Below are 25,618 nucleotides of genomic sequence, written 5' to 3'. Positions count from 1 at the left end.
GATCGTGGAGTCGACCGCGACGACCCAGTCGAGGTCGCCTTCGGCATCGGCCTGGGCCAGCAGTGCGGTGAAGACCTTCTCCCAGGTCCCGTCCGCGGCCCACATCCGCAGCCGGTTGTGAGCGCCCTTCCACGATCCGAAGTGCTCGGGCAGATCCATCCATGGCGTCCCGGTGCGGTACTTGAACGCGATCGCGTCGATCACCTGCCGGTGATCCCGCCACCGCCCACCCCGCCGAGGCGTCCGATCAGGCAGCAACGGCTCAATCCGCGCCCACTGCGCATCAGTCAACGACACACCCAGACCAACGATCCGATGATCTGAAAGAAACGCCCTAGGCGGAACGCCCGTGCAGCTGCCCAGATAAGTCAACGCCCTAGATGTATTGGCCCAGCGCGTTATCTCTGCTTCCGCTCCAAAAACACCACCGGGCAGTTCAGCACGTCGGCAATCCTCTGTAGGTTGGTCGGTGTCGCGCTTCGCCACCCCGATTCGATCTCGTTCATCAACTACTCGGAGACACCGACGGCTTGCGCGAGTGCCCGCTTGGTGAGCCCTGACTTGGTGCGTGCCCAGGTAACGGCACGTGGCTCATGGTGAAGCGTGCGCGGACGCTTCCGCTTCGAGGTCGTCACGGTCATCACGCCAACCCGATGATGCACCAGACGACTTTGCCGCCGGTCGGTAGAAGGTAGTAGTCCCACTCCTTGGAAATCTCACCCACGATGAACAGACCCCGTCCGCCTTCTGCGTCGCCGGACATGGCAGCGTTGGCAACCGGCGGGCGGTTGCTCGGGTCGGCTACTTCCGCGATGAGCTGCGAATCGTCGTGGCGAAGCGTCAGCGTGACGTGCGCGTGAGGCGTCTCGGGCGCGACATGCTGCACGGCGTTGGATACCAGCTCGCAGACGGCCAGCTCGGTCGTGTCGATGTTCTCGTCGGCCACCTGCCAGGCACGCAGTACGTCGCGTACATGCCGCCGCGCCCACGGGGTCGCCTCGGCTTTGGCGTCGAGTTCAAGGGTACTGACGTAGCGCTCAACAGTCATGGCCGTCTGCCTCAAGGGCCGGTGCCGTCTGGTTCGTCGTGGTGGTCTCAGTGACGAGCCACACCGTGCCCCGAATCTTTTCCGCCAGTTCCTCGCACATGTAGGCCGCCACTATGGGGTCGTGGTGGAAGTGGTCGGCACTCAGCACCAGGACGTTGGAGACAGCCTCGGAACGGCAGCTCGTGATCAGCTCCATCCAGGTGTCCAGCCGCTCACTCGGACGCTCTTCGTAGTGGATGCCGGCCAGGCTGAGGCCCTGGCGGACAGAGAAGGCCGTCACGGCGGTGACCGCTTCCCGCACGGCTGCGTCGTCCATGCCGGGGAGACGGCGGAGGTAGGCGAACGCGCTCGTGAGACCGCCTTGGGTATGCGGTTGCACTGCGGCTGCGGTCATGCTGTCGCTCCTGCACCTGGGAGAAAGGGCTGTATGAAGCGTGGACAGCAGGATGAGCCGGGCGTCATGGTGGCGCAGCATGCGAAGGTATGCGTCAGCTGCATAGACAGCCGGACACTGCCCGCCTACGGTCCGTAGGCTTGGCTTACAGCACGGGTGCGTCAGGGCCTTGGGGTACGAGATGGCACAGCAACAGGTTCGGTTCTGCTCTTGCGGTACACGACTGGCCCGCGACAACCGAGGCGCGCTGTGCGCCGCCTGTCTCCGTCGGCAGCAGGTCACGGCCGTCACGCGACCGCCTGACGTGCCCGCGACGTTCTGGCAGGATGTGCAACTCCGTGAGGCGTTGGACTCGTGGCACATGGGCCGCGTCTTCTACGCCTACCGCGTCCACCCCTGGCACGGCCGGGTTGTGTCCCAAGAAACACTTGCCGGGTGGCTGGGGTTGGCCCAAGCACAGCTCAGTCGGATTGAGAGCGCCGCCACTGCACCGCAAGACCTCGGCAAGCTTATGAGCTGGGCGCATAGCCTGGCTGTGCCGCCAGACCTACTGTGGTTCAAGTTGCCAGGCGACAAGCCGGCAGAGGTGGCTGTCACCAGTGACACGAAGCCGGTACCGGAGGAGGCACCCGAATCCCGAGGCAGCACGCTGCTGCCCGTCGTGGTAAAGGGTCACTCAGTGCTCGTGCCGGTAAATGCTCAAGCGCTGGCCGCCAGTGGACTTGGCAGCTTGCTTGATCTCTCGGTGGTGACTGCTGGCAAGACAAGCGACACCGCGCACACCACGGAGCCCGAAGCCATGAGCCCACTCAATCGCCGGTCACTGCTGAAGGGTGGCGTTGCCGCCGCAGCGCTACCGGGCCTCGGCCTGGACGAACTCCAGCACGTTGCCGCCGCTCTCGAAGATGCGCACCGCTACCTTGACGTGCCCGTAGTGGACTACTTCCGCAGCCAGCTCGACACCGCAAAGCAGGATGACGGCGCACGCGGACCACGGAAGACCCTCCCTGTCGTGCTCGGTCTGCTTGGAGCGATCGACCAGCATGCCCGTGCCGTGAAGCCAAGTGTGCGACGAGAGCTGCTGTCAGTCGGGGCAGATGGCGCGGAGTTCGCTGGTTGGCTGTACCGCGACCTGCACCAACCGAGCACCGCGACGTTTTGGTATGACCGCGCGATGGAGTGGGCGCAGGAGGCCGATGACCCTGCTCTGCAAGGCTACGTGCTGCTCAAAAAGTCGCAGATGGCGTACGACGACCGCGACGCCATCCGAGTACTGACCCTTGCTCAAGCAGCCGGTCACGGCCGCTGGCGGTTGCCGCTTCGCGTGCAGGCCGAAGTGGCCCAACAGGAAGCGCTTGGTGCGGCGATGGTCGGTGATCCGCTCACGGCCGTCCAGGACAAGCTAGGGGTTGCTCAAGACCTGCTCGCGCGTGCAGGCGACGACAGCCAGCAAGGTTTGGGCGCGTACTTCACCGAGCACACGTTGCTGCTGCGCAACGCGGTTAGCCTCACGGAGGCTGGCAGGCCCGGCATGGCTGTCGAGCTGTTCAACGAGGCGTTGCGGGCAGGAACGCTCTCTGTACGAGACGGCGGCTTCTTCAACGCTCGGCGTGCGGCTGCTCTGGCGCTCAGCGGTGAGCCTGACGAAGCGGCGCGAGTGGGCGCCGCTTCCGCCAAGGTCGCTCGTGCCATGAAGTCCGAACGTACGGTGCGCGTGCTTGGCGAGACGTTGCAAACCCTCGCCCGCTGGGACAGCCGGCCAGCGGTACGCGAGTTCCGCGAGGTACTGCGGACCGCCTAGGTTGTCAGCCACTCCGCCACCGTGCGGATGACGAACGCCTGGTACTCCTGGCTCTTGGGGTCGAGGTACTGCGGGTCATCATGGACGGCGAAGCCATGCTGCGAACCGTTCACGGGCACGAGTTGTACGGGAGCGTTGAAGCGTTGTACGGCGCTCTGCGACGACTCGAACGGCACGAGCGTGTCAGCGGTGCCGTGCACGATAAGAGTTGGTGCCTGGACGAGACTGAGCGCTTCTTGCGTCGGGAACCAGAACGCTTCGTTGAGCATGGCGCGGCCATGTACAAGAGTCGGCGTGAACTGGATGAAACCGCGTTCGGCGAGCCCGTGGGCCGCTTCCTCGGTGATGGAGTCGTTGACCCAGTACGGCCGTGAGTCGATGGTGCGCCACTTGTAGTCGAGCTGCGGATTGAACAGCAGCAGGCGCGAGACCTCGTGCGGTCGGTGTGCGGCGTAGTAGGCGGCAACGCCACCAGTGAAGCTCGTACCGTTCAAGGTGATCTGCTCGGCGCCGGTTGCCTCGCGCGTGTAGGCCAGCGCTACCTGGATGTCATTGAGGATGGTGGCGAGCGTCAGTTCTTCTTGCCGGCCCTCGCTCTCACCGTGGCCGCGCAAGTCGAACCGGAGCGACGCCACGCCGGCCGCCGCCAGGCCGTCAGCAAGGCGACGGAAGAAGCCACCCTCCTCCCGCGTGACGCCTCCGCCGTGCACGAGCACCGCGGCTCGGGCCGTTGTCTCCGAGGGCGTTACGAGCGTGGCCGCCAGGTGCAGGCCGTCGAGCGTGCGAACCGTCACGGTGTCAGAAGGCATGTCCGCAAGCGTAGAGGGATTGCCGGATGACCCAACAGACCGCCCACCGTTGGACACCGTGATGGGAAAACAGAAAGCGCCCGTGCTCCTCTACGAGTCAGGGCGCCTTCTGCCATGCTTCTCTATATGTTGTTCTTCGCCGTTTGCTCAGCTTCAGCCACATCCAGACCACTATGCATCGTCAGTATCAGCGCTACGCCCGTTAGTGCCTTACTCATGTAATTGCCTCTTTTCTTTGCCTTGCGGTGCGTTCCCTTCCTGCGTCGTAGAGGTAGCCGTGGCTCCTCGTTGGCGTTCTTGTTTCCTTCCTGCTTCTCGTGGCGGAGACGTACAATGTTGTCAGCCAGGGAGGCTGCTTCCAGTGAGGCTATGGCAGCTGATTGGACGATGCCTGGAATCGAACCAGAGGATGTGGATACAGCTGAGCAAACGGATGCTTCCAGCTTAGCAGGTTTATGGTCAGTTCGCATCTACCCTCGAAAGCGCCGTAAGCGCCCATCCGCGCCCGCCAGGTTCGCGCTCATAGCACCTCTCCGAAATTCGCTTGCCCGCCTCGCGCGGCGCTGCTAGAAAGAGATTCTAGTGTGAGCTTTGTGCGACACGGGAGGCCAAAGTGCCCAATGGGATCGATGCTGAGATCGACAGGGCGAACAGCCTGACGCGAGCGATGCTTGTTGCCTATGGGGCATGGGGAGCCAAGATCGCCGTGGGGGAGATCCAGTTCGGCGCATACGACGAGATGCTGGACTTCGTCAACATGCGCATGGAGACGGTGGATAGCTGTCTCCTGCTCATCGAGAATCAGAAGGTCACAGATTCCTTGGGGCTCGGGCGCTCACTGCTTGAGCACTACCTGCTCTTCATGCTGATGCGCCGCGGTAGGAAGCTATTCACACTCCGCGACATGACGAAGCTAACGGAGGCCGAGTTCAAGGTCTTCTTACGGGAAGAGCGGGAGAAGTACGCGACGCTCCGTGCGGCCGGCGAGACTGCTGTTATTGACGTTAAGAAGGCGCCGCGGATCGCTCGGCACCTGGCGTATGTGACCGAAGGATACAAGAGCGAAGATGATCCCGACTTCATCATCCCGGCTCACTATTTTCATTTTCAGCAGTTTCATCCTGAGACCATGCGGCTCAAGGATGAGGACTACTTCCAGTACTACGAGCCGGAGCCGGAACTTATTATGGCACTCAAGGGGCACCGCGCCGAGAGTGCGCTGAGCTACAAGTTCTATCTTTCATATGATGCGCTGCTGGAGTTCTTGAAGCTCAACGAACTCATTGATGCTCCCGTGGCCGCACGGATCGAAGCCCACTACACGTTCCTCGGGAAATTCCTGCATCCCACGCACGACGCCGCTCGTGATCTGCACGACAACAGCAACGTGCACTATGGGGGCACGCGCATCGGCATGCGACAAAACTACTCCAAGGTCGCCGTCCTGCTGGCCTCGCTCTACCTGTGCTACCTGACGGCCGGCCTGATTGACGAGGCGGCCGGTCTGATCGAAGGTGCACCCGAGAAGTACATCAGTCGGGCTGGCACCGACGAACTACGCGACCTCTCGCAGCGCGTGCCAGTCGCGTTCCCCTACTTCTGGTTCCTGTTCAACGAACCGCCGCTCTACGATCGGTTCAACTACTGCGTTCATCATGCGACCGACGATGAACTACAGGAGTGGAGTGGGTATCCGGGAGTTCCAAGGGATCGAGTCACCTTCGACCAGCACATCTACTCACACCTCCAACACGTGCTCGGAGGTTGGTCGAACGTGCGCTGCGGAGAGTATCGACCCCCAGTCATGTAGGCTTTCCTCTCGCACCAGGGGGGAAGACCCAAATCAGCAGTGCTTTACAGCGTCCTGTTACCGCCAGGCTTGTAGGAGACCCCCGACCATAATGAGCGCTGCGGCGGCGTCCGGCTTGTGAGTATCGACAACTTCCGGGTGCGCTCCGAGGTCGCACATGAACTTGAGGGCGCGTCGTACCTGTTCTGCACGCACTGACCTGCATGTTTGCTATAATTGATCTTGTATGCAGAGCCCGCTTGACCGTCTCTATCGCGCCAAACTTGCCTTGCTCGCCACCATCGCGACGGTGGTCGGTGTTGCTCTCTTGGTCTTGGCGCATTGGGCGGACAGCCACGCGGCTGGCTGGCTGCACGATCTCCCCGTGACGGACATCGGCTCAGCACTGTTCACCACCGGCCTGATCGCCATCTTCTTCGAGTACATCGACCAGGCCGACGCCGAGACCCGGGCCAACGAGCGCTTGCGCAGGGTGTTGTCCGAGGAAGCGCCGGCTATCCGTGACGCGGTGGTGGACGGCTTCGCGTTTGCGCCAGACGCCCTGACGAACGTGGCCTCGTCACAGACACTCGACCGCATCGTGGAGAACACGCTCGCCATCCGTCTCGGTGACAGCGAGCTGGCCGCCGATGCCTACCGCGACCTCAGAGAACAGACGGTCGGCGCTAAGGAGCGGTGGCGTGATGCCCACGTAGTCGTGGAGCTGGCTCCGTGGCAGAACGGCAAGGGCTCGATGTTCGTGGCCACGGTCCGGTGGGAATACCGCTTCGTCCCCGCCAATCCTGTCCTGCGCTTCTCATGCGTCTCCGACCTTGACGCCTTCCGGGAGCTATCCAGCGACCGGACAAGCACGGAGGTCTGGTACTTCCAGCCGATCAACGGGCTCACCGCTGCATCTCCCGAGGTCTTCGAGCTGGTAGAGGTCACGGTGAACGGCAAACGGCGGCCGTCTCGACGGAGCACCCGTAAGGACGGCCAGTCCTACACCTGCAACCTTGGTGACGAGGCCACTACCGGCGAGGAAGTCGTCATTTCCTACACCTACCGGGCGCTGGTCCAGCAACACGGCCACGTGTTGCACCTCGACCTTGCCCAACCGACCAAGGATTTCACGGCGCAGCTTTCGTACGGCAACTGCGGTATCCGCTACATGAACGTCCTCGACTACCTCTCTGGCCCAAGACAGCCGCGCATCTCACGGCTGTCTGCGTCGGATCCGACGCCGAGCGTCTCGATCGTTTACGACGGTTGGACGTTCCCCAAGGGTGGCGTGGCGTTCGTGTGGGTGCTTGAGGGCGAGATGCCCATTGCCAGACACGCGTAGTCCTACCGTACGTACACTCGATATCATTGGCGCAAAGGGGGTTCTATGAAGTGAACGGTGCGGACAACGCACATGGGGTGATCCGGCTCGCTAGATATCTCTTGCAAAGCCCCAGGAGACGAGCGTCAACTGCCCTGGTGTTGCTCGACCAAAGTTCCTGCTGTCCGCGCTTCCTTGTTCTTTGCCGCGATGCTTCCATTCACTGGGCAGTCTGCGGCCTTTTTGCTTCGGGTGCGAGATGGTGACATCCAAGTCAGATAGCGCTGATCCGCTCAACTTCATATTCAGGGACTCGATAAATATACCGTGATGAAGCGGAACGTAACCTGATACATGTCGGTACATACGAGCACGCTTGCGGGTATCATAAGTCGCACCTGGAGGAACCGTGCGGTTTCCAACCAGCCGGATCAGATCAATGTAAATTGAGCCATCTCCGTTGGTCACGACAACAGGGGAAAGCGTTGTCCGATCGGCGTCGAGCGGCGCAAAATGCCCTGGACAACTCAAGGAGTACTGCAAATACTCCGTCTGGAACCCATGCGTAGAAGCAAGAACCCACGGTTTACCGGTTGGCCGATACGGATTCTTGTCGAGATTCACTTCTGAGTTGACGACATCCAAAGTGACGGCGAGTACCTGACGGCTCTCATCGAACCAGGAAAAATCAATGGTCCAGCTACATGATTTTGAGTAGCGAGATATTTTCGCCAACTCTCCGACCGCGTCGCGTAGACTTGCCGGAGCATCGGGGTTCAGATAGCCAAACAGTGCGCCCCACCCTGACTCGTCCTGCATGCGGCGCTTAAGTACGGGATCCACGATCAGGGCGAGAACGCCACTCACTAAGAGTGCCTCACTCAGACCGCGAACAAGCTCCCCCGTCGCCCCCCAATCAGAGCGGCTCGTTGCATACTCCCCACCTATTCCTAACGCAAACAAAACAAAAATGCCACCGGTATACCTCGCGGTGGCATTTTTCATGAAGGTCCAAAGTGCTATGGTCTCGTTTCTAAATCTCCGTCGCACCCTTACCGCCCATGATCCACTTTATCCGTCGCCATCGTTCATTGTACGCCCCTCCTTCTCCATGTGTTAACTTTACCACTTTTTCACATCTTAACCCAAAGGGCTGATGATCGCACAAGATCGCATCTCTGACAACCCTCATGCAGAGGTTGCACTCATTCCACCTGACTACCCGCGAGTCCGCCACTCGACACGCGTTCCATATTTGATCAGTGCACTACGACCTGCTGACGGGCGACTATTCAACATCATTTGGAACGCTGAAGTCAGGCCGGAGGGCACTTGGAGTGCACCAGCACCCGCAACGCCTCCTCCGCCTGCTGTGACACAGCTCCGTTGCCCAACGCCCGCAACTCTCCGGTACGTGGCAGGCCGAAGTCGGTGACGTAGCCGGCAGGCAAGCCCATGAGCCACTCCACAAAACGAGAGGCCAAACGTGGTTGGCCGTGGGTGCCTCGTTCCACAGGACTCGGCGCAGCCCGTCCTACGGTGTTGGCCCAGCGCTGAACGGCGGGCTCGTACTGCCCCCAGTTGAAGCTGGCACCGCCTGCCGCACCCGGAAACCCGTTGCTCGCCACAGGGAGAAGATCATTGATGTAAGCGTCAAGTCCCCCCGGCTGCCCCGCTGATACGGTGAGCCCTTGGCCCCCTCGCTGGCGAGTGGTGTTGGCAGCAACGGCAGATGGGGGTGTCGTCAGTGACACAACCAAGTCGTTGAGTGCGAGACCCGTCTTCTTCGGCATGAGCCGTGCTCCCGCAGCATCCCGGGCTCGTGGTGTCGGCAACAGCTTGATGTTCAGAGAACCCTCGGGGGGTAACTTACGAACAGATCCCCGAGCCGTACCTGATGGCGCTTCGCCTGGCGCAGTGCCGCCGGCTGAGCGCTCTTCATGTCGCCGGTGTTCGGAGTCCGTAAGAGCGTCGATGAACTCTCGCCCCGCGGCGTTGTACGCCAGGATGAAGACCCGCTCCCTACGGTGAGCGGCGCCGACATCGGAAGCTCGAAGGCTTGTCCAGCGTGCGTCATACCCGAGCGCGGCCAAGTCGCCAAGTACGCGTCCGAGTCCGCGGCTGCGGAGGGCTTGTACGTTCTCCAGGACGATGAGCTTGGGTCGTAGTACGCGAATGCCTCGCGCGATGGTGAGCCAGAGGCCACTACGCGTCCCCTGCATAATGCATAATGCCGGCCCCACGGCCGGCGAAACTGATGTCTTGGCACGGGAAGCCCGCACATATTATGTCGATGGGCTTCACGTGGCGCCAGTCAATCTCACTGATGTCACCGAGGTTTGGTATGCCCGGATGATGCGTAGCCAACAACGTGGCTACGTGGCGGTCGTTGTCCGCCACCCACGCCAGGGTGCCGCCAAAGACCCTCTGCACGGCCATATCGAGGCCGCCGTAGCCAGTGCAGAGTGAGCCGATTCGCAGCGATGCGCTGCTGAGTTGTTTTTCATAGAGCCTCCTTTTAAAAGTTGTTAGGGCACGTCCAAGGTCTCAGGACCGCTCACGGTGCCGCTTGATGATCCGCTCCACCGTCGCCAACGCGATGTCATAACGCGTGGCCAGCTCCTTCTGTTTGGCCCCGCGACCGCCGTTCCAGTCAGCGACCAAGCGTGCGGCTTCTTCATCCGTAAGCTGCCTGCGCTTCTTCTTTGGCTTGGGCTTCACCGGGCGTGCGGGAGCTTGCCGGTTGAGCGTGCTGGCGTCAGTGCCGTCGTGACGACCGCGCGAGGCCATGACCGCCTCCTCCGTACGGCGAAGATCGTTGACAAGCTCGGAGTTCGAGTATCTGGTGAGGAGCTCCACCACCCCATGTAAAACGGCGCCCTCCTTCGGGAGGGCGCCGTTTTTTGTTGCCCGCTGCCAGGCAGGCCGAGGCCGGGGGGCGTCAGGCCCGCTGCCTGCGGCGGGCCGCCGACATGGCGCGGTCCGACTCGCGGCGGTCCTGCTTCTCGCGCAGGGTCTGCCGCTTGTCGTACTCCTTCTTGCCCTTGGCCAGGGCGATCTCGACCTTGGCGCGGCCGTCCTTGAAGTACAGGGCGAGCGGGACGATCGTGTGACCGGTCTCCTGGGTCTTGTGCACCAGCTTGTCGATCTCCGAGCGGTGCAGCAGCATCTTGCGGCGGCGGCGGGCGGAGTGGTTGGTCCAGGTGCCCTGGGTGTACTCGGGGATGTGGACGTTGTGCAGCCACGCCTCGCCGCCGTCGAGCTGGGCGAAGCCGTCCACGAGGGAGGCGCGGCCCAGGCGCAGCGACTTGACCTCGGTGCCGGTCAGCACGAGGCCGGCCTCGAAGGTGTCCAGGATGAGGTAATCGTGCCGCGCCTTCTTGTTCTGCGCGATCAGTTTGCGACCCGTCTCTTTTGCCATAGCCGGGCCATTGTCCCACTGGACCTGCCCGGCGGTCCACGAGCGGTCCAGGCGGTGCCTGGTGCGTGCGAGCGCAAGGCGCCGGGATGTCCGCATAACGGAGCTATTCGGGCATTTCGGCAACGCGGCGGGCGTGCGTGCCAGGTGCCGAAGGGGCCGCTTGTGGACCGCCGGGCAGGTCCTAGGTGGGGGGTCCGAGGCCAGCGAATACCTCGTGGCTCTCGGCGAGCGGGTCCTGGCCCGCGGGGACGGCGACGTCCGGGTCGATGCCGCGGCCGTCGACACCGCGGCCGTCGGGCAGCCGGTAGTGGCCGACGGTCAGCTCGGCGACCGAGCCGTCGGGCAGGGCGCTGGGCATCTGGACGGAGCCCTTGCCGAAGGTGCGCGAGCCCATGACCAGGGCGCGGCCGCGGTCCTGGAGGGCGCCGGTGAGCATCTCCGCGGCGCTCATCGTGCCGCCGTCGACCAGGATGACCAGCGGGACGGTGGTGTCGCCGCCGTCCGCCGCGTAGAGGGCGCGCTGCTCGCCGTGCACGTCGTACGTGGCGACGAGGCCGCCGTCGAGGAAGACCGACGCGACGGCGACGGCCTCGGTGACCAGGCCGCCGGAATTGCCGCGCAGGTCGAGGAGGACGCCGTGCCGCGCGTCGCGGACCGCGTCCCGCACCTGGTCGCCGACGCCCTCGGTGAAGGCGTCGACGGCGATGACGGTGGGCCCGTCGGCGGACGCGGTGACGGTGACCGACTCGGTGTCGAGCGTGGCGCGACGCACCGTGACCGCCCAACTGCGCTGCGCACGCTGCACACCGAGCCGTACGGCGCTGCCCGGTACGTTGTCGCCGCGCAGGTCCGCGACGACCTCGGTGACGGCGAGGCCGGTGACCTTGACCGGTCCGATGGTGCCGAGCAGGTCGCCGTCGCGCAGACCGGCCAGCGCGGCGGGGCTGCCCGGCTGGACCCGGGCGATCTGGATCCGGCCGCCGTCGACGCGGCGCACGGACAGACCGACGCCGACGTACTTGCCGTCGAGCGCCTGCTGGAGGCCCGCGTACTCGCGGGCGGTGTAGAAGGACGACCAGCGGTCGCCGCTGCGGCTGACGAGCCGGGCCGCGGCCTGCGGGCCGACCTTGCCGTCCTGGATCTCCTCGGCGATGCGGCCGGTGTCGACGTGGTCGCCGTTGGCGCCGTCGGGCTCGGTCCGCGATCCGGAGTGGGAATCGGCGGCGTGGGAGGCGGCCGGTGAGGGCGCTCCGGTGGTGGCGGGGGCGAGCGCCTTGCCGTCGCTCTGCCGGCCGTCCACGACGGGCGCGGCGGCGATCCGGGTGCCGGTGGTGTTGCGGGAGGCCCGCGCGTCGGGCGCGGTCAGGCCGCCGGCCGCCGCCCCGGTGGCCAGCAGGGTGCCGAACACCAAAGTCAGGGTGGCCCCGCGGCGCAAGCGGCGGGGCGTCCCGAAGAGCGGCGGGCCGGACATGGCCGGAAGTCTAGGACACAAACGGGCGACATACGGTTTGTTGCCGCTACCTCGGCCGGCCATGATCCGCAACTTGGCGGAGCTCTCCCCCGCCCGTGCCGTCAGACCTTCAGATAGCGGCGCAGCGCGATGAAGGCCGCGATCGACGGCATGACGATGCCGATCAGCAGCACCAGCGGCAGCACCGCGACCACCGAGTCCCAGCCCAGGAAGGAGACCAGCGGGATCTTCTCCTGGAGCTTCAGACCGGAGTCGATCATGAAGTACCGGCCGCCCAGCAGCATGCCGCAGGCGAGTCCCGCGCCGACCAGGCCGGCGAAGGCGGCCTCCATGATGAACGGCATCTGGATGTAGAAGCTGGACGCGCCGACCAGCCGCATGATGCCGGTCTCGCGGCGGCGGCTGAAGGCCGAGACGCGCACGGTGTTGACGATCAGCAGCATGGCGACAGTGAGCATGAAGGCCAGCACCACGTACGCGGCCAGTGTCATGCCGTTCAGCAGGGAGAAGAGGTTCTTCAGCACCGCGCGCTGGTCCTCGACCGACTGCACACCGGGCCGGCCCTGGAAGGCGCTGGCGACGACGGTGAACTTCGTCGGGTCCTTGAGCTTGACCCGGTAGTTCTCCTGCATCTGGTCCGGGGTGATCGTGGAGGCCAGCGGGCTGCTCTTGAACTGCTCCTGGTAGTGCTTGTACGCCTGCTCGGCGTCCTCGTAGTAGACCTTCTCGACGATCGGCAGCTTTTCGAGGTCGGTCTTGATCTGGGCCTTCTGGTCGTCGGTGACCGCACCCTTGGCGCAACTGGGCGTGCTCTTGGCGTCGCCCTTGTTGCACATGTAGATGGTGACCTGGACCTTGTCGTACCAGTAGCCCTTCATCGAGTCGACCTGCTTGTTGGCCAGCAGGGCGCCACCGGCGAGGGCGAGCGAGAGCGCGACGGAGATGACGACCGCGAAGGTCATGGTGAGGTTGCGGCGGAGTCCTACGCCGATCTCCGACAGGACGAACTGGGCGCGCATGGTGTCTGGTTGTCCTTTCGAGGAGGTGGTGGGCTACGGCGTGGTTCAGTGCTGGTAGCCGTAGACACCGCGCGACTGGTCGCGCACCAGCCGCCCCTTCTCCAACTCGATGACGCGCTTGCGCATCTGGTCGACGATGTTCTGGTCGTGGGTCGCCATCACCACGGTGGTGCCGGTCCGGTTGATCCGGTCCAGCAGCCGCATGATGCCGACGGAGGTCTGCGGGTCGAGGTTTCCGGTCGGCTCGTCCGCGATCAGCAGCATGGGCCGGTTGACGAACGCCCGGGCGATGGCGACGCGCTGCTGCTCACCACCGGAGAGTTCGCCCGGCATCCGGTCCTCCTTGCCGGCCAGGCCGACCAGGTCGAGGACCTCGGGCACGGTCTTGCGGATCGTGCCGCGGGCCTTGCCGATCACTTCGAGCGCGAACGCCACATTCTCCGCGACCGTCTTGTTGGGCAGCAGCCGGAAGTCCTGGAAGACGGTGCCGAGCTGGCGCCGCATCTGCGGCACCTTCCAGTTCGACAGCCGGTTGAGGTCCTTGCCGAGCACGTGCACCACACCCGTGTCCGTACGCTCCTCGCGCAGGATCAACCGCAGGAAGGTCGACTTTCCTGAGCCGGACGAGCCCACCAGGAAGACGAACTCCCCCTTCTCGATCTCCAGCGAGACGTCCCGAAGTGCAGGACGGTTCTGCTTGGGGTAGGTCTTGGTGACGCTGTCGAATCGGATCACGTTCGCACCAGGGTTGCGGGGACGGGTGGACAGGGAATGTGGGGGCGACACTACGCGAACCGGCGAGCGGTGCGCAGTCGCCGGTGAGGGTTGGTGGGCTTGCCCACAGGGGCACACACGGACAATTCCGTCATTGGCCCCTTACGTACCGGAGCGGTGCCGACTGGTGCCGGCCGGTGCGCCCGCGGCGTCCGCGGGGCCGCGCCGAATCGCGCGGAAGCTGGCACAGTGGACTGAGGAACACCCAGAGGAACTGAGGAACACTTCGCTCCCCCGGGACGTTCACCGGACGAGGAGGAGATCGCATGACATGCGACCGGCTGGTGTGCGCCAACTGCGCGGGACCGGTGAGTGAGGGGCGGTGCCCCGTCTGCCGGGCGAACCGTGCCCGCCTGGAGCGGGAGAATCCCTGGTCGAACGTCTCCCCCGCGGCGCTGATAGCCCTGCTCGTGGCGCTGCTCGCGGTGGTGCTCGTCGTGGAGCACGCGACCGCCTGATCCGTACGCGCGCCGCCTCGGCGCCCGGTCCCGTACCCGGCGCCCCGGACGGCCTTCCGGCCGGCCGGGACATACGTCCGACTGAGATTTACGTCACATTCGGCCGCGGTGGGTTTGCCCGCGGCCCGCGTATTCGCGGTGGGATCGCCCGCGATCCGCCGGCCTTCCGGTTACCCCTTGCCTCCGGCTTACCTGCGGCGCTCGCGCAGCCGCGGCGCCATGGTGAATCCGATACCGCCCGCGACGAGGGTCGCGGAGCCGATCAGCAGATACGCGGTGCCGTCCGAGCCGGTCTCGGCGAGCTGCTGGGTGGTCTGCCCCTGCGGCACCTGCTGAGTGCTGTCGGTACCCGTGTTGTTGTTGCCGCAGTCCACGCTGTCCCCGGTCAGGGTGCAGGTGTTGCCGTTGCCGGTCGCGCTCGGGCTGACCGAGGCGGTCGGCGTACCGGTCGCGCCGCCGTCGTCATTGCCGCCGGTGACACCCGCGATCGAATTGCCGGTGGTGGGCGGCGGTGTGGTGGGTTCGCCGGTCGGCGTGGTCGGCTCGTCGGTGGGAGTCGTGGGCTCGTCCGTCGGCGTGGTCGGCTCGTCGGTGGGGGTCGTGGGCTCGTCCGTCGGCGTCGTCGGCTCATCCGTGGGAGTCGTCGGGTCGTCGGTCGGCGTGGTCTCGTCGTCGGTAGGTGTGCCCGTGGTCGGGTCCACCACGGCCTGGGCCGACGGGGTCCGAGCGTCGCTCGCCGCCTGCGCGACGCCCGCCACCGTCATGGACGCGCCCGCCGCGATCACCGCGATCGCCGCCGCGCGCGTGACGCGTACACGTGTGCTCTGCTTGGTCATTTCCCGTACCCCCGGTCGACGTCGGCTCCGGGCACGCGACCCCACGACCCCCGCGATTCCGTCGTCACACGGAATGGTGCGTCACGCCGCGTTCGCGCGCATGCCGGACATCACCCTTGTGGCATTCACCGGGAGCGTCAAGGTCATTACGCGCGAAATACCCCAACTGCCCCGTCTTGCCGGGCAGTTCAGCACACGTCTGTGACACGTCGGGGCCGACCGGACCCCGGCGCCGCCGAACGGTCTTTACTCGTCGCCCTTTTCGCGGGACTTGCGCCAGCGGATGCCCGCCTCGATGAAGCCGTCGATGTCGCCGTCCAGCACGCCCTGCGGATTGCCGACCTCGTGGTCGGTGCGCAGGTCCTTGACCATCTGGTACGGGTGCAGGACGTACGAACGCATCTGGTTGCCCCAGGAGTTGCCGCCGTCGCTCTTGCCGAGCGAGTCCATGAGCGCCTGCTCCTCCTGGCGGCGGCGCTCCAGCAGCTTGGCCTGCAGGACGTTCATGGCACTCGCCTTGTTCTGGATCTGCGAGCGCTCGTTCTGGCAGGAGACGACGATGCCGGTCGGGATGTGGGTGATCCGGACCGCGGAGTCGGTGGTGTTGACGCCCTGGCCGCCGGGGCCCGAGGCCCGGTAGACGTCGATCCGCAGCTCCGACTCGTCGATCTCGACGTGGTCGGACTGCTCCACAACCGGCAGCACCTCGACGCCCGCGAAGGACGTCTGGCGGCGGCCCTGGTTGTCGAAGGGCGAGATCCGCACCATGCGGTGGGTGCCCTGCTCGACGGAGAGGGTGCCGTACGCGTACGGCGCCTTGACGGTGAAGGTGGTCGACTTGATGCCGGCCTCCTCCGCGTACGAGGTCTCGTAGACCTCCGTCGGATAGCCGTGCCGCTCGGCCCAGCGCAGATACATCCGCTGGAGCTGCTCGGCGAAGTCGGCGGCGTCCACCCCGCCCGCCTCGGCGCGGATGTTGACCAGCGCCTCGCGGGCGTCGTACTCGCCGGACAGCAGGGTGCGGACCTCCATCTCGTCCAGCGCCTTGCGCACCGACTCCAGCTCGGCCTCGGCCTCGGCCCGCGCGTCGGCGTCGCCCTCGTCCTCGGCCAGCTCGAACAGCACCGACAGGTCGTCGATCCGGCCGCGCAGCCCCTCGGCCTTGCGCAGCTCCGCCTGGAGGTGCGACAGCCGGCTGGTGATCTTCTGCGCGCTCTCCGGGTCGTCCCACAGGGACGGCACGGCGGCCTGCTCCTCCAGCGCGGCGATGTCGGCCCGCATCCGGTCCAGGTCGAGGACGGCTTCGATCGACCCCATGGTCGAGGACAGGGACTTCAGCTCTTCGGAAACATCGACGATCGCCACGTCCCCAGACTACCGGCTGGTCGGGCGGTCCCGGCCCGGCCGGGAGCCGGGCTGTGGACAACCGGGCCGCCGGCCCGGCGCCGGGCGCGTGACCCGGGACACGGGACGGGTCAGATGTGGGCGGTGGTACGGGTGAGGGTGCCGGTCGCCGTGCGGGAGTACAGCTCCAGGGTGTGGTCGGAGGAGGCGACGGTGCCGACGGCGGCGTCGGCGGGCACGTGGGAGGGCCCGCTGAGGGCGGCGCTGAGGGCGGCGACGGTCCAGTCGCCGTCCAGCGGGGCGGCGGCCTGCGTACCGGGCGCGAAGGCGAACAGCCGGCCCGAGGCGGCCACCGCGTCGGGGCGGGCGGTGCTGTCCAGGCCCTTGATCACCACGACCGGCCGCCAGGCGCCGCCGGAGTACGGCAGCCGCAGCACCGCGCCGTCGGCCTTGCGGACCACGAAGGCGTCCAGGGTGCCGCGTGCCCGGGAGATCAGCGCGGGGGCGGCGGTGATCCGGCCGGCGGTCGGCACCAGCGCCCAGGCGTTCCAGCGGTCGCCGACCAGGGAGGCGGTCACCAGGTCGCCGCCGACCCGCCCGACCAGGTCGATCCGGCCGGGCTCGGAGGACGCGGCGGCCGGCGCCGCGTCGAAGCGGGTCCGCTCGTCCACCTGCGACCAGGCGTTCCAGTAGCCGTCGGACAGGGTGCGGCGGTAGAGCAGTCCGTCGGTGCCGAGGCCGAACAGCTCGATCCGCCCGGCGTGCGCGGAGGCCACCGCCGGGTCGTCGGCGACGCTTATTCCGGTGAGCCGGTGCCACGGGCCGTAGCCGGAGCCGTCCCGGACCACGTACCAGACGTTCTTGTCGGCGCCGCGGGCGAAGACGTACGTGGCGCCGTTCATGGTCAGCGCGCGGGGGCCGCCGAGCAACTTGACCCCGGCGGCCGGGGCGTCGGTGAACGACGACCACTGGGGGAGCGTGACGGCCGCGCCGGTGCGGCCCTGCGGGGAGGCGGCGCCCGCGGTGGGGGCGGTCGGGGTGGTACGGGTGGCGGTCGGCGTCGGGGTGGGCGGCACGTCGTCGCGGGAGGCGCCGCCGGAGCCGTGGTCGGAGCCGGAGCCCGCGGCGGCGATGCCCCAGCCGCCGATGCCGGCGACGGCCAGGGCGGCGGCCGCCGCGGCGGCGACCTTGATCCGGCGCTGCCGTACGGCGTCGGAGACGGCGCGGTGCCGGGGGCTGGCCGGGCGGCCGGGGTCGGAGGCGCGGGTGCCCTTGCCCGTCCTGGCGCCGGCCTTCCCTGCGCGGGAGGCGGCGCCGAAGCCGGCCAGTTCCTCGGCGGTCGGCAGCTTGATGCTGGTGTGGGTGTCGCGGCTGGAGTCCGGGGCGGTGCCGCGGACCAGCGGGACGGCGCCGCGCGGGCGGCCGGCCGATCCGGCGCCCGGCTCGGCAGCGAGCGGCGGCAGGTCCGCGAAGCCGTCGTCGTAGCCGTCCGGGTCCTCGGCGGGGCCGTCGTCGGCGCCGGGGGCGGCGATGTCGAGGGCGGGCAGGCCCGCGAGACCGGGCAGCAGGTCGCGCAGCCGGCCGGCCAGTTCGCCCGCGGTCAGCCGGGAGGCGGGCGCCTTGGCCAGGCACGCGGCGAGGATCTGCCACAGGGGTTCGGGCAGTTCGGGCAGCGGCGCGACGGTCTCGGTGACGTGGCGGCGCAGGACCGCGCCGGGGTGGCCGCCGCCGAACGGTGTGAATCCGGCGAGGAGTTCGTAGAGCACCGTGGCCAGCGCGTAGATGTCGACGGAGGCGCGCGGCGGCAGGCCCTCGATGATCTCGGGCGCCAGGTAGTCGGGGGTGCCGATGATCCGGGTGGCGCGGGTGCGGCGCGGGGTGTCGACCAGCCGGGCGATGCCGAAGTCGGTGAGCAGCGCGGGCGGGGCGCCGCCGGGGCCGGTGGCGACGGCGGAGTCCAGCAGGACGTTCTCCGGCTTGACGTCGCGGTGCACGACGCCCGCGGCGTGCGCGGCGGCCAGGCCGTCGGCGACGTCCGCGGCGATGGCGACGGCCGCCTCGGGGACCAGCCGCCGTTCGCGTTCGAGCCGGGAGCGCAGATCGGTGCCGCGCACCAGATCCATCACCAGGGCGAGGTCGGAGCCGTCCACGACCAGGTCGCGGATGCCCACGATGTGCGGGTGGTCGAGCGAGAGGAGCGCGGTGCGCTCCTGGACGAAGCGGCCCACCAGATCCTGGTCGGAGGCGAGATCCTCGCGCAGCAGCTTGATGGCGACCGGGCCGTCGGGCCCCTCGCCGAGCCACACGGTGCCCGCGGATCCCCGCCCGAGCACCTGGTGGGCGGTGTAGCGGCTGCCGATCTTCCTGGCCAAGGCTTGCTCCGACTCCTCCGACGGTCCGTCGTGTTGGCGACAAAGCTACGCGGATCAGGGGCCGTTCGGGGTACACCAGAGCGGTCACGACGGGTTCCGCCGGAGAAATCACCCTCTGGAAGTCGACTTATCTCCAGAGCCGCCCCCTGCGGGTGGCATAGCGATGGCCGGCGGGCCCCCGCCGCGGCGGGAAGCGGGGTCGCCGCTGCGCGGCGGGGCGGGCGCGGTTGCGTCCGAGCACCGCGGGGCGGGGCGGGTGCCGCGCGGCGGCACGGCGGGGGGCGGGGCGGCGCCACGGCAGGGCGGATGCGGTGGCGGTTGCGAGCGCCGCTGCGCGGCGGGGCGGGTGCCTTCGGCGAGTAGCGGCGAGCGCCGCAGGCGAGTGCAGGCGGAAGCGGGCGGCCGCCGAAGCGAATGCGGCGGCGGCCACGGTGCGCGCCGTGACAAGTGTCGTTGCGGGCGCCGGCCGCAGGGCGCGCACGGGCCCGGCAAGGCACTACGGCGGGGATGGGTGCGGCTGAGCACCGGTGCAGGCGCGCACGGGCCCCGCAGGGCACGGTCTCGGGCGCCCGGCCCCGCGGCAAGTGCGGCTGCGGGACGCCGCCGCGGAGGCCGCGGGCCGGGCGCCGGCGGCGCGGGGCGGCAGAGGCGTACGGGCCGCGCGTTGGGGGCGGGGAGGTGTGGCGGCTCCACCCCGGAGGGGGTCAGTTGCCGCCGGAGTCGTCGGTGATCGAGGAGATCTTGTCGTAGGCCGTGCTGACCCAGTCCTTGGTCGCGTCCCAGAGGTTCTGGGTGCTGTTGACCCAGTCGGGGAGGGGGGTGGTGTACCAGACCACGACGAAGATCACGACGAGCACCAGGATCACCATCAGGCAGCCCTTGAGGCAGCCGAGGCCCGGGATCTTCATCGGGTTGGCGCCGCGGCGGCGGGGCTCGCGGGAGGGGGCGGGCGCGGGCGCGGGCGGGCGCTGCGGCTCGTACCGCTGCGGCTGCGGCTGCGGCTGCTGGTGGCGCGGCTGTTGCTGCTGCGGGCGCGGCTGGGGGCGCTGGGGCGGCGCGTATCCCTGGCCCTGGCCGCCCTGCTGGTACGGCTGCTGCTGCGGCGGCTGGGCCTGCGGCGGACGGCGGCGCGGCGCGTGCCGCAACGGGTCCTGCTCCGGCGACAGATACCGCAGCTCCGTCTGCTCGTTGCGGTGCCGGGCGGCGCTGAGCTGCGACTCCCACGGGTGCGGGCCCTGCGGCTGCGGCGGCCCCTGCGGCTCGTCCGGCACGGGCGGCAGCACCCGGGTGCCGTCGCCGTCACCGCCCCGGGGCCCGTCCGGGCCGGAAGGCAGCTGTGTGGTCGCCGCGTTCGGGTCGTACGCGGAAGGCGCCGGGCCCCGGCCGGACGGCAGCACCTGCGTGAGATCGGCGTCGGAGCCCGCGCCGTCACCCTTGTCGGTGCCCGGCACCAGCGTCGGCGTCGCGTCCGGCGCCAGCATCCCGCCGACGCCGAAGGCCGCCTCCGCCTGCGCGGGCGAGGCGTGCACCCCGATCCCGGCGGCCACCACGCGCAGCGCGCGGGCCAGATTCTCGGCGCTGGGGCGCTGCCCCGGCTCCTTGCGCAGGCAGCGCTCGATGACCGTCCACAGCGGTTCCGGCACCGTGCTCGGGCGGCGCGGCTCCTGGTTCAGATGCGCCTGGAGCACCTCGATCGCGCTGTCGCCGCGGAACGGCGGGCGCCCGCTGACCAGTTCGTACAACAGGATGCCCGCGCCGTACACGTCGACCGCGGAGGTCTGCGGGCGGCCCTGCGCGGACTCCGGCGCGATGTAGGCGGGCGTGCCGACGAATTCGTGCGTCCGGGTCAGCCCCGGGGAGTCGGCGAGCCGCGCGATGCCGAAGTCGGTGAGCATCGGGTGCATCTGCTGGCTGCCGTCCTCGCCGGTGACGGTGGCGAGCAGCACATTGGCGGGCTTCAGGTCGCGGTGCACGACCCCGTCGGCGTGGCTGGCGGCGAGCGCGTCGGCGACGGCCGCGGTGAGCAGCGCGGCGCCGACCGGCGAGAAGGGACCGTTCTCGCGCAGATAGCGGTGCAGGTCGGGGCCGTCGATGAGATCCATCACCAGGGCGAGCAGATCGCCCTCGACCACCAGGTCGCGGACCCGGACGATGTGCGGGTGGCGCAGCCGGACCAGCACCGAGCGCTCGCGCAGGAAGCGCATCACCACGTCCGGGTCGCTCGCCAGCTCTTCCTTGAGCACCTTGACGGCGACGGCGGTGCCCTGCTCGTCGCGCACCTGGCCGCGCCAGACGGTGCCCGTGGCGCCGCGTCCGAGCGGCTCCTCCAGGAGATACTTGCTGCCTACCGGCCGCACGTCATGCGCTCCCTGCTCCGTAGTCCCCGTGCCCTGCCGCTGTGCGGTGCCGGCTCGCTCGCGGCGCTGCTCACGGCGGGGCCGCCCTGATTCCGGCAAGCGTAGTGCCGCCGGGCGGGCCCGCGTCCGGGCGGCGCCGCGGGAATCGGCCGACATCGGCCGGCGTTCCGGTGCCGCCCCCGGTCCCGTACGGCGCCGGTTCCGCTTCCCGGCCCGGTGCCGGGGCCGGCCCCGCACCGGCGCCGCCCCCGTCCCGTACTGGTGTCCTACCGGTGTCGTCCGAGGTAGGACGCGTATCCGGGGCGGTTGGTTGCGTCCGGCCGCTGGGGCGGGCTCCCGAACGGCGATCCGCGGCCGATCCGCGGCGGGCGCATCCGGGGTGGCTCGGCCGACCGGGACGGTTTCCGCGCGTTTTCCGTACGCTTTCCGATCGATTCCGGTCGTGGGACGGTCGGTCGCCGGACTTTCAAGATCACTCGTTCCGGGACCGGGGACGGGGTGTCAGTGGCGGGTGGGAGGATGCACCCGTACGGTCCGGATGGGGCAACGGGGGCCCCGCCGCTCGTGCTTGTACGTGTCGACGCGCCCGCGCGCGGCCGGGGAGGGGACTTCCCGCCGCGGGTCAGGGCAGAAGGGGAGCGCGGACGAGATGCAGATCCGGCTGACCGTCCTCGGACCGCGCAGCGGTCGGGCCCAGCGCGCCTGCGACGTGCTCATCACGGCGCCCGCGGGGACGGCGCTGAGCGCGGTGGCCGGTGCGCTCGCCTCCGCGGCGGGTTCCGGGCAGCCGGGCAGGTCGGCGGGTTCGTCGGTCGCGCTCTTCGCCGGGCCGCGGCGGCTGCCGCCGACGGCGCCGCTGGGGGTGCCGCCGCTGGTGGACGGCGCCCTGCTGTCGCTGCACGCGCCGGCCGAACCGCAGGGCGGGCATGCCGCGGACCACGGGCAGTACGGCCAGTTCGGGCAGTACGGCCAGCCGCCCGCCGAGGCCGCCCGGCTGCATGTGGTCGGCGGTCCCGACGCGGGCGGGGTGCATCTGCTCCAGGGCGGGCAGGCCAGGATCGGCCGCTCGGCCGACGCCGATGTGCCGCTGGACGACCCGGACGTCTCGCGGCTGCACTGCGAGGTCGCCTTCGGCCCCGACGGGGTGATCACCGTCGCGGACCTGGACTCCACCAACGGCACCACGCTGGCCGGCCGCCCTGTCGGCCCGCGCCCCCAGCCCTTCCCGCCGGGCGCCCTGCTGCGGATCGGCGAGTCCACGCTGCGCCTGGAGACCGGCGCGCCCGCGGGCCCCACCGCGCTGGCCACCGTCGCGGACGCCGACGGCCATCTGCGGATCTCACTGCGTGCGGCGGAGTGGGACGACACTCTCCCGGCCGCCGACCCGTCGACGGCCACCACGCACGGCACCGGCTTCTCCACCGCGGGCGTGGCCGCTCGCGCGGCGGGCCCGGGCGGCGCGGACGGCCACGGCGCCACCGCCCCAGGCACCGGGCAGTACGCCGGCGGCCGGGCCGGCGCGAACCCCCGCCGTCCGGCGGACGGCTCCGGCGCACCGGGCCCCGCGCCGTCCTACGGGCCCGCGCCCACCACCGGGTGGGGGCCGCCGGCACCCGGCACGGACCTGCCCGAGGGCGACGGCCCCGAGCCCGCCGCGGACCCGCACGGCGGCGAACCCCCGCGGTGGACCGCGGACGCCGCCGACGGATACGGAGACGTCGGATCCGGCGACGGCGGCATCGACCGTGACGACGACGCCTTCGGAAGCGGGCGGCGCGCCACCGGTGAGCGGCGGGCGCCCGGGATCGACAGCGCGCGCCGGGGCGGCGGCGGGGTCGTGGGGTCGATAGGAGCCTGGGCACGGCGGCGGCTCGGCGGCACGAAGGACGTGCCGGGCGGCGGCGAGGACGGCGTACGCGCCGAGGCGCTGCGGGAGCGGTGGCCCGACCCGGCGGCCGTGCTGCTGACCGCGCTGGGCCCCGGCCGGCGGCTGTGGGAGCGCGGCCCCGGGCACCCGGACGCGCTGACCGTACGGCTGGGCACGGCGGATCTGCCCGCGGGGGACGGGCGGCGGCTGACGGCGGTGCCCGTCACCGTGGACCTGCGGGCGCCGCGGAGCGCCGCGCTGACCCTGGCCGGGCCCCGGCCGCGGCTCGCGGGCCTGGCCCGCGCCGTGCTGGCGCAGCTGTGCGCCCTGCACTCCCCCGCCGCCCTCGAACTGGTGATGATCAGCGCCGACCGGGCCCGTACGGCCGACCAGCGCGCCGAGGAGTGGTCCTGGCTCAACTGGGTGCCGCATGTGCGCCCGGCGCACGGCCAGGACTGCCGGCTGCTGCTGGCCTTCGACCGCGACCAGGCCGAGGCGCGCGCCGCCGAGCTGATGCGGCGCCTCGAAGCGGGCCCGCTGGGCGCGGGCTGGGCCACCGCGACCGCCGGGGAGGCGGGCGCCGCGGCGGCCGGTTACGACGGGCCGTACACGCTGCTGGTGGTGGACGGCGACCCCGGTTCCGCGACGCTGCGGCAGACCGTGGCGCGGCTCGCGGTCGCCGGCCCCTCGGTCGGGGTGCATGTGCTGTGCCTGGCGGAGAGCGGCGAACGCCCCGCGGTGGACACGGGTGTGCTGGCCCGGCTGTCGGGGGACGTGGCGACGACGCTGCGGGTGGAGCCGGCGGGCGCCGCGGCGGTGGCCGGGCCCGCGGGCCACGATCCCGCGGCTTTCGATCCGGCGGCCGAGGAGATCGTGCTGGACGCGGTGTCCGCGGCCTGGGCCGAGCATTTCGCGCGCGCCCTGGCGCCGCTGCGCGAGGCCGACGGCGAGGCGGCGGGCGGCCGTTCGCGGCACGCGCCGCCCGCGGCCGTACGGCTGCTGGACGAACTGGACCTGGCGCTGGCCACGCCCGCGCGGATCGCCGAGCGGTGGGCGGCGGCGCCCGCCGCGGTCGGCGCGGCGACGGCGGTGCTGGGCGCGGGCGCGGACGGCCGGGTCGCGGTGGACCTGGTGACCGAGGGGCCGCACGCGATGATCGGCGGCGCGCCCGGCTCGGGCAAGACGGAGCTGCTGCGGTCGGTCGCGGCGGCGCTGGCCGCGGGCGAACGGCCGGACCGGCTCTCCCTGGTGCTGGTGGACGGCGCCGGGCAGGACCGCGGCGAGGGCCTGCGGGCCTGCGCCGACCTGCCGCACGTCAGTACGCATCTGGTGGCGTCGGACCCGCTGCGGATGCGGGAGTTCGCGCAGGCACTCGGCGCCGAACTGAAGCGCCGTGCCGAACTGCTGGACGGGCAGGATTTCGCGTCCTGGCACGCGGACCGGCTCGTCGCGGCGACCGTGCCGCACCAGGGCGGCCCGCACGCGTCCCGCACGGAAGCGCGTACGGAAGCGCGTACGGAGTCCGTACGTACGGACACGGCCCGTACGGAATCGGCCCGCGGGGCGACGGCGGGCGGCGACGACAAGGGGGCCGTGACGGCGCGGACCAGGACCGCGCTGCCCCGCCTGGTCGTGGTCGTGGACGACTTCGACGAGCTGGTCGCGCCGGGCCTGGGCAGTACGGGCCGCCCGGCCGCGGGCAGCGTGGTGCGCGCGCTGGAGGCGGTGGCCCGCGAGGGGGCCCGGCTCGGCGTCCATCTGATCGCGTCGACCGGCCGCCCGGAGCGCACCGCCGCCACCGAGGCCGACGAGCGGTCCCGGCTGCGGATCGCGCTGCGCATGCCCGACGCGGAGTCCGCGGCCCTGCTGGTCCATGTCGAGGACCCGGCGGGTCTTGACGAGTCGGTGCCCGGGCGCGGCTATCTGCGCCGGCCCGGCGGCGCGGTCACCGCCTTCCAGGCGGGCCGGGTCAGCGGGCGCATCCCGCGGACGGCGACGCTGCGGCCGACCGTGGTCGCCCTGGAGTGGGAGCGGATGGGCGACCCTCCGGCCCGCCGCCAGGTGCGCGAACTGGGCAACGGACCGACCGATCTCGCCCTGCTGGCCAGCGCTTTGCAGCGGGCCGCGGAATCCGCTCCCGAGGAATCGGCACCGGCCCCGGTGACCGCGGAGGACGCCGCCACCAGCAACGCGTCGGAACCTTTGGTATAGACCTCCACCCGAACTCGGCCCGAACTCGGGCGAAGTCACGGCCGAACCCGCCCACGAACCCGCCCGCCGAACTCCCCCGGACCCGCCCGCGACATCACCGGGTTCGGCCGTGAATTTCCCGCGGATACCCGATATGACGGGGTGTTACCCCCACGTCGGTACTCACTCGGGCATTCGGCGAGGTATTCCAACTACCCCGCGGATAAACCCGTTTGATCCAAGATCACATCATGGTCACGATGACTGTCACGCAGCGACGCCCTCCCTTGCGGCTCCCGTTCACCCGGGCGTAGGACAGACGCCACGGGAGGAATGAGGGGATG

21 protein-coding genes and 1 pseudogene are annotated in these 25,618 nt (G+C 69.3%); 5 read left to right on the top strand and 17 right to left on the bottom strand.

The features are described 5' to 3' along the window. The 3 genes from BM076_RS34030 to BM076_RS34020 all read right to left on the bottom strand — a co-directional run. On the bottom strand, nucleotides 1–297 hold a 297-nt coding region (locus BM076_RS34030; protein WP_245796643.1), incomplete at its 3' end, for a transposase. A gap of 343 nt (nucleotides 298–640) precedes the next feature. Continuing rightward, nucleotides 641–1,048 carry an ATP-binding protein gene (locus BM076_RS34025; protein ID WP_093717642.1) on the bottom strand — a complete coding sequence of 136 codons (408 nt, stop codon included), beginning with the start codon at nucleotides 1,046–1,048 and terminating at the stop codon, nucleotides 641–643. Then, the gene (locus tag BM076_RS34020; RefSeq protein ID WP_143120716.1) at nucleotides 1,038–1,442 is read right to left on the bottom strand and encodes a hypothetical protein; all 405 of its coding nucleotides are present in this window, start codon (nucleotides 1,440–1,442) and stop codon (nucleotides 1,038–1,040) included. Before BM076_RS34020 ends, BM076_RS34025 begins: the two co-directional genes overlap by 11 nt. A gap of 181 nt (nucleotides 1,443–1,623) precedes the next feature. Here BM076_RS34020 and BM076_RS34015 point away from each other — a divergent pair, with 181 nt between their 5' ends. Further along, entirely contained in the window at nucleotides 1,624–3,243 is a 1,620-nt protein-coding gene (locus tag BM076_RS34015) for a helix-turn-helix domain-containing protein (protein WP_245796639.1), read from the top strand. On the opposite strand, the gene BM076_RS34010 is transcribed toward BM076_RS34015, so the two are convergent. Continuing rightward, complete coding sequence (locus BM076_RS34010; protein ID WP_093717639.1) at nucleotides 3,240–4,052, bottom strand: alpha/beta hydrolase; 813 nt, start codon at nucleotides 4,050–4,052, stop codon at nucleotides 3,240–3,242. The two genes, BM076_RS34015 and BM076_RS34010, sit on opposite strands and share 4 nt — an antisense overlap. A gap of 613 nt (nucleotides 4,053–4,665) precedes the next feature. Here BM076_RS34010 and BM076_RS34005 point away from each other — a divergent pair. After that, the gene (locus BM076_RS34005; protein WP_093717638.1) at nucleotides 4,666–5,862 is read left to right on the top strand and encodes a hypothetical protein; all 1,197 of its coding nucleotides are present in this window, start codon (nucleotides 4,666–4,668) and stop codon (nucleotides 5,860–5,862) included. Nucleotides 5,863–6,088: 226 nt separating this feature from the next. Further along, the gene (locus BM076_RS34000) at nucleotides 6,089–7,186 is read left to right on the top strand and encodes a hypothetical protein (protein ID WP_093717637.1); all 1,098 of its coding nucleotides are present in this window, start codon (nucleotides 6,089–6,091) and stop codon (nucleotides 7,184–7,186) included. A gap of 90 nt (nucleotides 7,187–7,276) precedes the next feature. Here the strand turns inward: BM076_RS34000 and BM076_RS36310 are convergent, their stop codons facing one another. From BM076_RS36310 to ftsE, 9 genes and pseudogenes are all read right to left on the bottom strand, one after another. Then, nucleotides 7,277–8,170 carry a hypothetical protein gene (locus BM076_RS36310; protein WP_143120715.1) on the bottom strand — a complete coding sequence of 298 codons (894 nt, stop codon included), beginning with the start codon at nucleotides 8,168–8,170 and terminating at the stop codon, nucleotides 7,277–7,279. 311 nt (nucleotides 8,171–8,481) lie between these two features. Then, nucleotides 8,482–8,622 carry a hypothetical protein gene (locus tag BM076_RS37835; RefSeq protein WP_245796644.1) on the bottom strand — a complete coding sequence of 47 codons (141 nt, stop codon included), beginning with the start codon at nucleotides 8,620–8,622 and terminating at the stop codon, nucleotides 8,482–8,484. 579 nt (nucleotides 8,623–9,201) lie between these two features. Further along, nucleotides 9,202–9,387 (bottom strand): annotated as a pseudogene (locus tag BM076_RS38410) (DNA cytosine methyltransferase); the annotation flags it as partial. Continuing rightward, nucleotides 9,371–9,604: a DNA cytosine methyltransferase gene (locus BM076_RS38100; RefSeq protein ID WP_218160143.1), complete on the bottom strand. Its 234-nt coding sequence runs from the start codon at nucleotides 9,602–9,604 to the stop codon at nucleotides 9,371–9,373. The gene BM076_RS38100 and the pseudogene BM076_RS38410, both read right to left, overlap by 17 nt. Nucleotides 9,605–9,712: 108 nt before the next feature. Continuing rightward, nucleotides 9,713–10,024, bottom strand: a complete 312-nt coding sequence (locus tag BM076_RS33990) for a hypothetical protein (RefSeq protein ID WP_143120714.1) — start codon at nucleotides 10,022–10,024, stop codon at nucleotides 9,713–9,715. Between the two features lie 82 nt (nucleotides 10,025–10,106). Continuing rightward, nucleotides 10,107–10,586 carry an SsrA-binding protein SmpB gene (gene smpB / locus BM076_RS33985; protein WP_093717635.1) on the bottom strand — a complete coding sequence of 160 codons (480 nt, stop codon included), beginning with the start codon at nucleotides 10,584–10,586 and terminating at the stop codon, nucleotides 10,107–10,109. A 181-nt stretch (nucleotides 10,587–10,767) separates the two neighbouring features. Continuing rightward, nucleotides 10,768–12,057 (bottom strand): S41 family peptidase, encoded by a 1,290-nt coding sequence (locus tag BM076_RS33980; protein ID WP_093717634.1) that lies wholly within the window; start codon nucleotides 12,055–12,057, stop codon nucleotides 10,768–10,770. A gap of 101 nt (nucleotides 12,058–12,158) precedes the next feature. Next, the gene (ftsX, locus tag BM076_RS33975; RefSeq protein ID WP_093717633.1) at nucleotides 12,159–13,076 is read right to left on the bottom strand and encodes a permease-like cell division protein FtsX; all 918 of its coding nucleotides are present in this window, start codon (nucleotides 13,074–13,076) and stop codon (nucleotides 12,159–12,161) included. A 45-nt stretch (nucleotides 13,077–13,121) separates the two neighbouring features. Beyond that, entirely contained in the window at nucleotides 13,122–13,811 is a 690-nt protein-coding gene (gene ftsE / locus BM076_RS33970; RefSeq protein ID WP_093717632.1) for a cell division ATP-binding protein FtsE, read from the bottom strand. A gap of 305 nt (nucleotides 13,812–14,116) precedes the next feature. On the opposite strand from ftsE, the gene BM076_RS33965 reads away from it, so the two are divergent. Continuing rightward, nucleotides 14,117–14,308: a hypothetical protein gene (locus BM076_RS33965; protein ID WP_093717631.1), complete on the top strand. Its 192-nt coding sequence runs from the start codon at nucleotides 14,117–14,119 to the stop codon at nucleotides 14,306–14,308. Nucleotides 14,309–14,496: 188 nt separating this feature from the next. Here the strand turns inward: BM076_RS33965 and BM076_RS33960 are convergent, their stop codons facing one another. The 4 genes from BM076_RS33960 to BM076_RS33945 all read right to left on the bottom strand — a co-directional run bounded on the left by BM076_RS33960 (nucleotide 14,497) and on the right by BM076_RS33945 (nucleotide 21,217). Continuing rightward, on the bottom strand, nucleotides 14,497–15,144 hold the full coding sequence (locus tag BM076_RS33960) for a hypothetical protein (protein ID WP_093717630.1): 648 nt from the start codon (nucleotides 15,142–15,144) through the stop codon (nucleotides 14,497–14,499). Between the two features lie 246 nt (nucleotides 15,145–15,390). Then, complete coding sequence (gene prfB, locus BM076_RS33955) at nucleotides 15,391–16,509, bottom strand: peptide chain release factor 2 (protein ID WP_093717629.1); 1,119 nt, start codon at nucleotides 16,507–16,509, stop codon at nucleotides 15,391–15,393. 110 nt (nucleotides 16,510–16,619) lie between these two features. Beyond that, entirely contained in the window at nucleotides 16,620–18,860 is a 2,241-nt protein-coding gene (locus BM076_RS33950) for a protein kinase domain-containing protein (protein ID WP_093717628.1), read from the bottom strand. Nucleotides 18,861–19,564: 704 nt separating this feature from the next. Further along, nucleotides 19,565–21,217, bottom strand: coding sequence for a serine/threonine-protein kinase (locus tag BM076_RS33945; protein ID WP_093717627.1), 1,653 nt, complete (start codon nucleotides 21,215–21,217; stop codon nucleotides 19,565–19,567). A 649-nt stretch (nucleotides 21,218–21,866) separates the two neighbouring features. On the opposite strand from BM076_RS33945, the gene BM076_RS33940 reads away from it, so the two are divergent. Next, complete coding sequence (locus BM076_RS33940; protein ID WP_093717626.1) at nucleotides 21,867–25,295, top strand: FtsK/SpoIIIE domain-containing protein; 3,429 nt, start codon at nucleotides 21,867–21,869, stop codon at nucleotides 25,293–25,295. Nucleotides 25,296–25,618: the final 323 nt, after the last annotated feature.

The organism is Actinacidiphila alni (assembly GCF_900112845.1).
GTDB classification, from domain to species: Bacteria; Actinomycetota; Actinomycetes; order Streptomycetales; family Streptomycetaceae; genus Actinacidiphila; species Actinacidiphila alni.
This window is presented reverse-complemented; position numbering and strand designations above follow the sequence as displayed.

Coding starts and splice junctions, on each gene's coding strand:
- BM076_RS34025 (WP_093717642.1), bottom strand. CDS start 1,048: ATGACTGTTGAGCGCTACGTCAGTACCCTTGAACTCGACGCCAAAGCC.
- BM076_RS34020 (WP_143120716.1), bottom strand. CDS start 1,442: ATGACCGCAGCCGCAGTGCAACCGCATACCCAAGGCGGTCTCACGAGC.
- BM076_RS34015 (WP_245796639.1), top strand. CDS start 1,624: ATGGCACAGCAACAGGTTCGGTTCTGCTCTTGCGGTACACGACTGGCC.
- BM076_RS34010 (WP_093717639.1), bottom strand. CDS start 4,052: ATGCCTTCTGACACCGTGACGGTTCGCACGCTCGACGGCCTGCACCTG.
- BM076_RS34000 (WP_093717637.1), top strand. CDS start 6,089: ATGCAGAGCCCGCTTGACCGTCTCTATCGCGCCAAACTTGCCTTGCTC.
- BM076_RS36310 (WP_143120715.1), bottom strand. CDS start 8,170: ATGAAAAATGCCACCGCGAGGTATACCGGTGGCATTTTTGTTTTGTTT.
- BM076_RS37835 (WP_245796644.1), bottom strand. CDS start 8,622: ATGGGCTTGCCTGCCGGCTACGTCACCGACTTCGGCCTGCCACGTACC.
- BM076_RS38100 (WP_218160143.1), bottom strand. CDS start 9,604: ATGGCCGTGCAGAGGGTCTTTGGCGGCACCCTGGCGTGGGTGGCGGAC.
- smpB (WP_093717635.1), bottom strand. CDS start 10,586: ATGGCAAAAGAGACGGGTCGCAAACTGATCGCGCAGAACAAGAAGGCG.
- BM076_RS33980 (WP_093717634.1), bottom strand. CDS start 12,057: ATGTCCGGCCCGCCGCTCTTCGGGACGCCCCGCCGCTTGCGCCGCGGG.
- ftsX (WP_093717633.1), bottom strand. CDS start 13,076: ATGCGCGCCCAGTTCGTCCTGTCGGAGATCGGCGTAGGACTCCGCCGC.
- BM076_RS33965 (WP_093717631.1), top strand. CDS start 14,117: ATGACATGCGACCGGCTGGTGTGCGCCAACTGCGCGGGACCGGTGAGT.
- BM076_RS33960 (WP_093717630.1), bottom strand. CDS start 15,144: ATGACCAAGCAGAGCACACGTGTACGCGTCACGCGCGCGGCGGCGATC.
- BM076_RS33940 (WP_093717626.1), top strand. CDS start 21,867: ATGCAGATCCGGCTGACCGTCCTCGGACCGCGCAGCGGTCGGGCCCAG.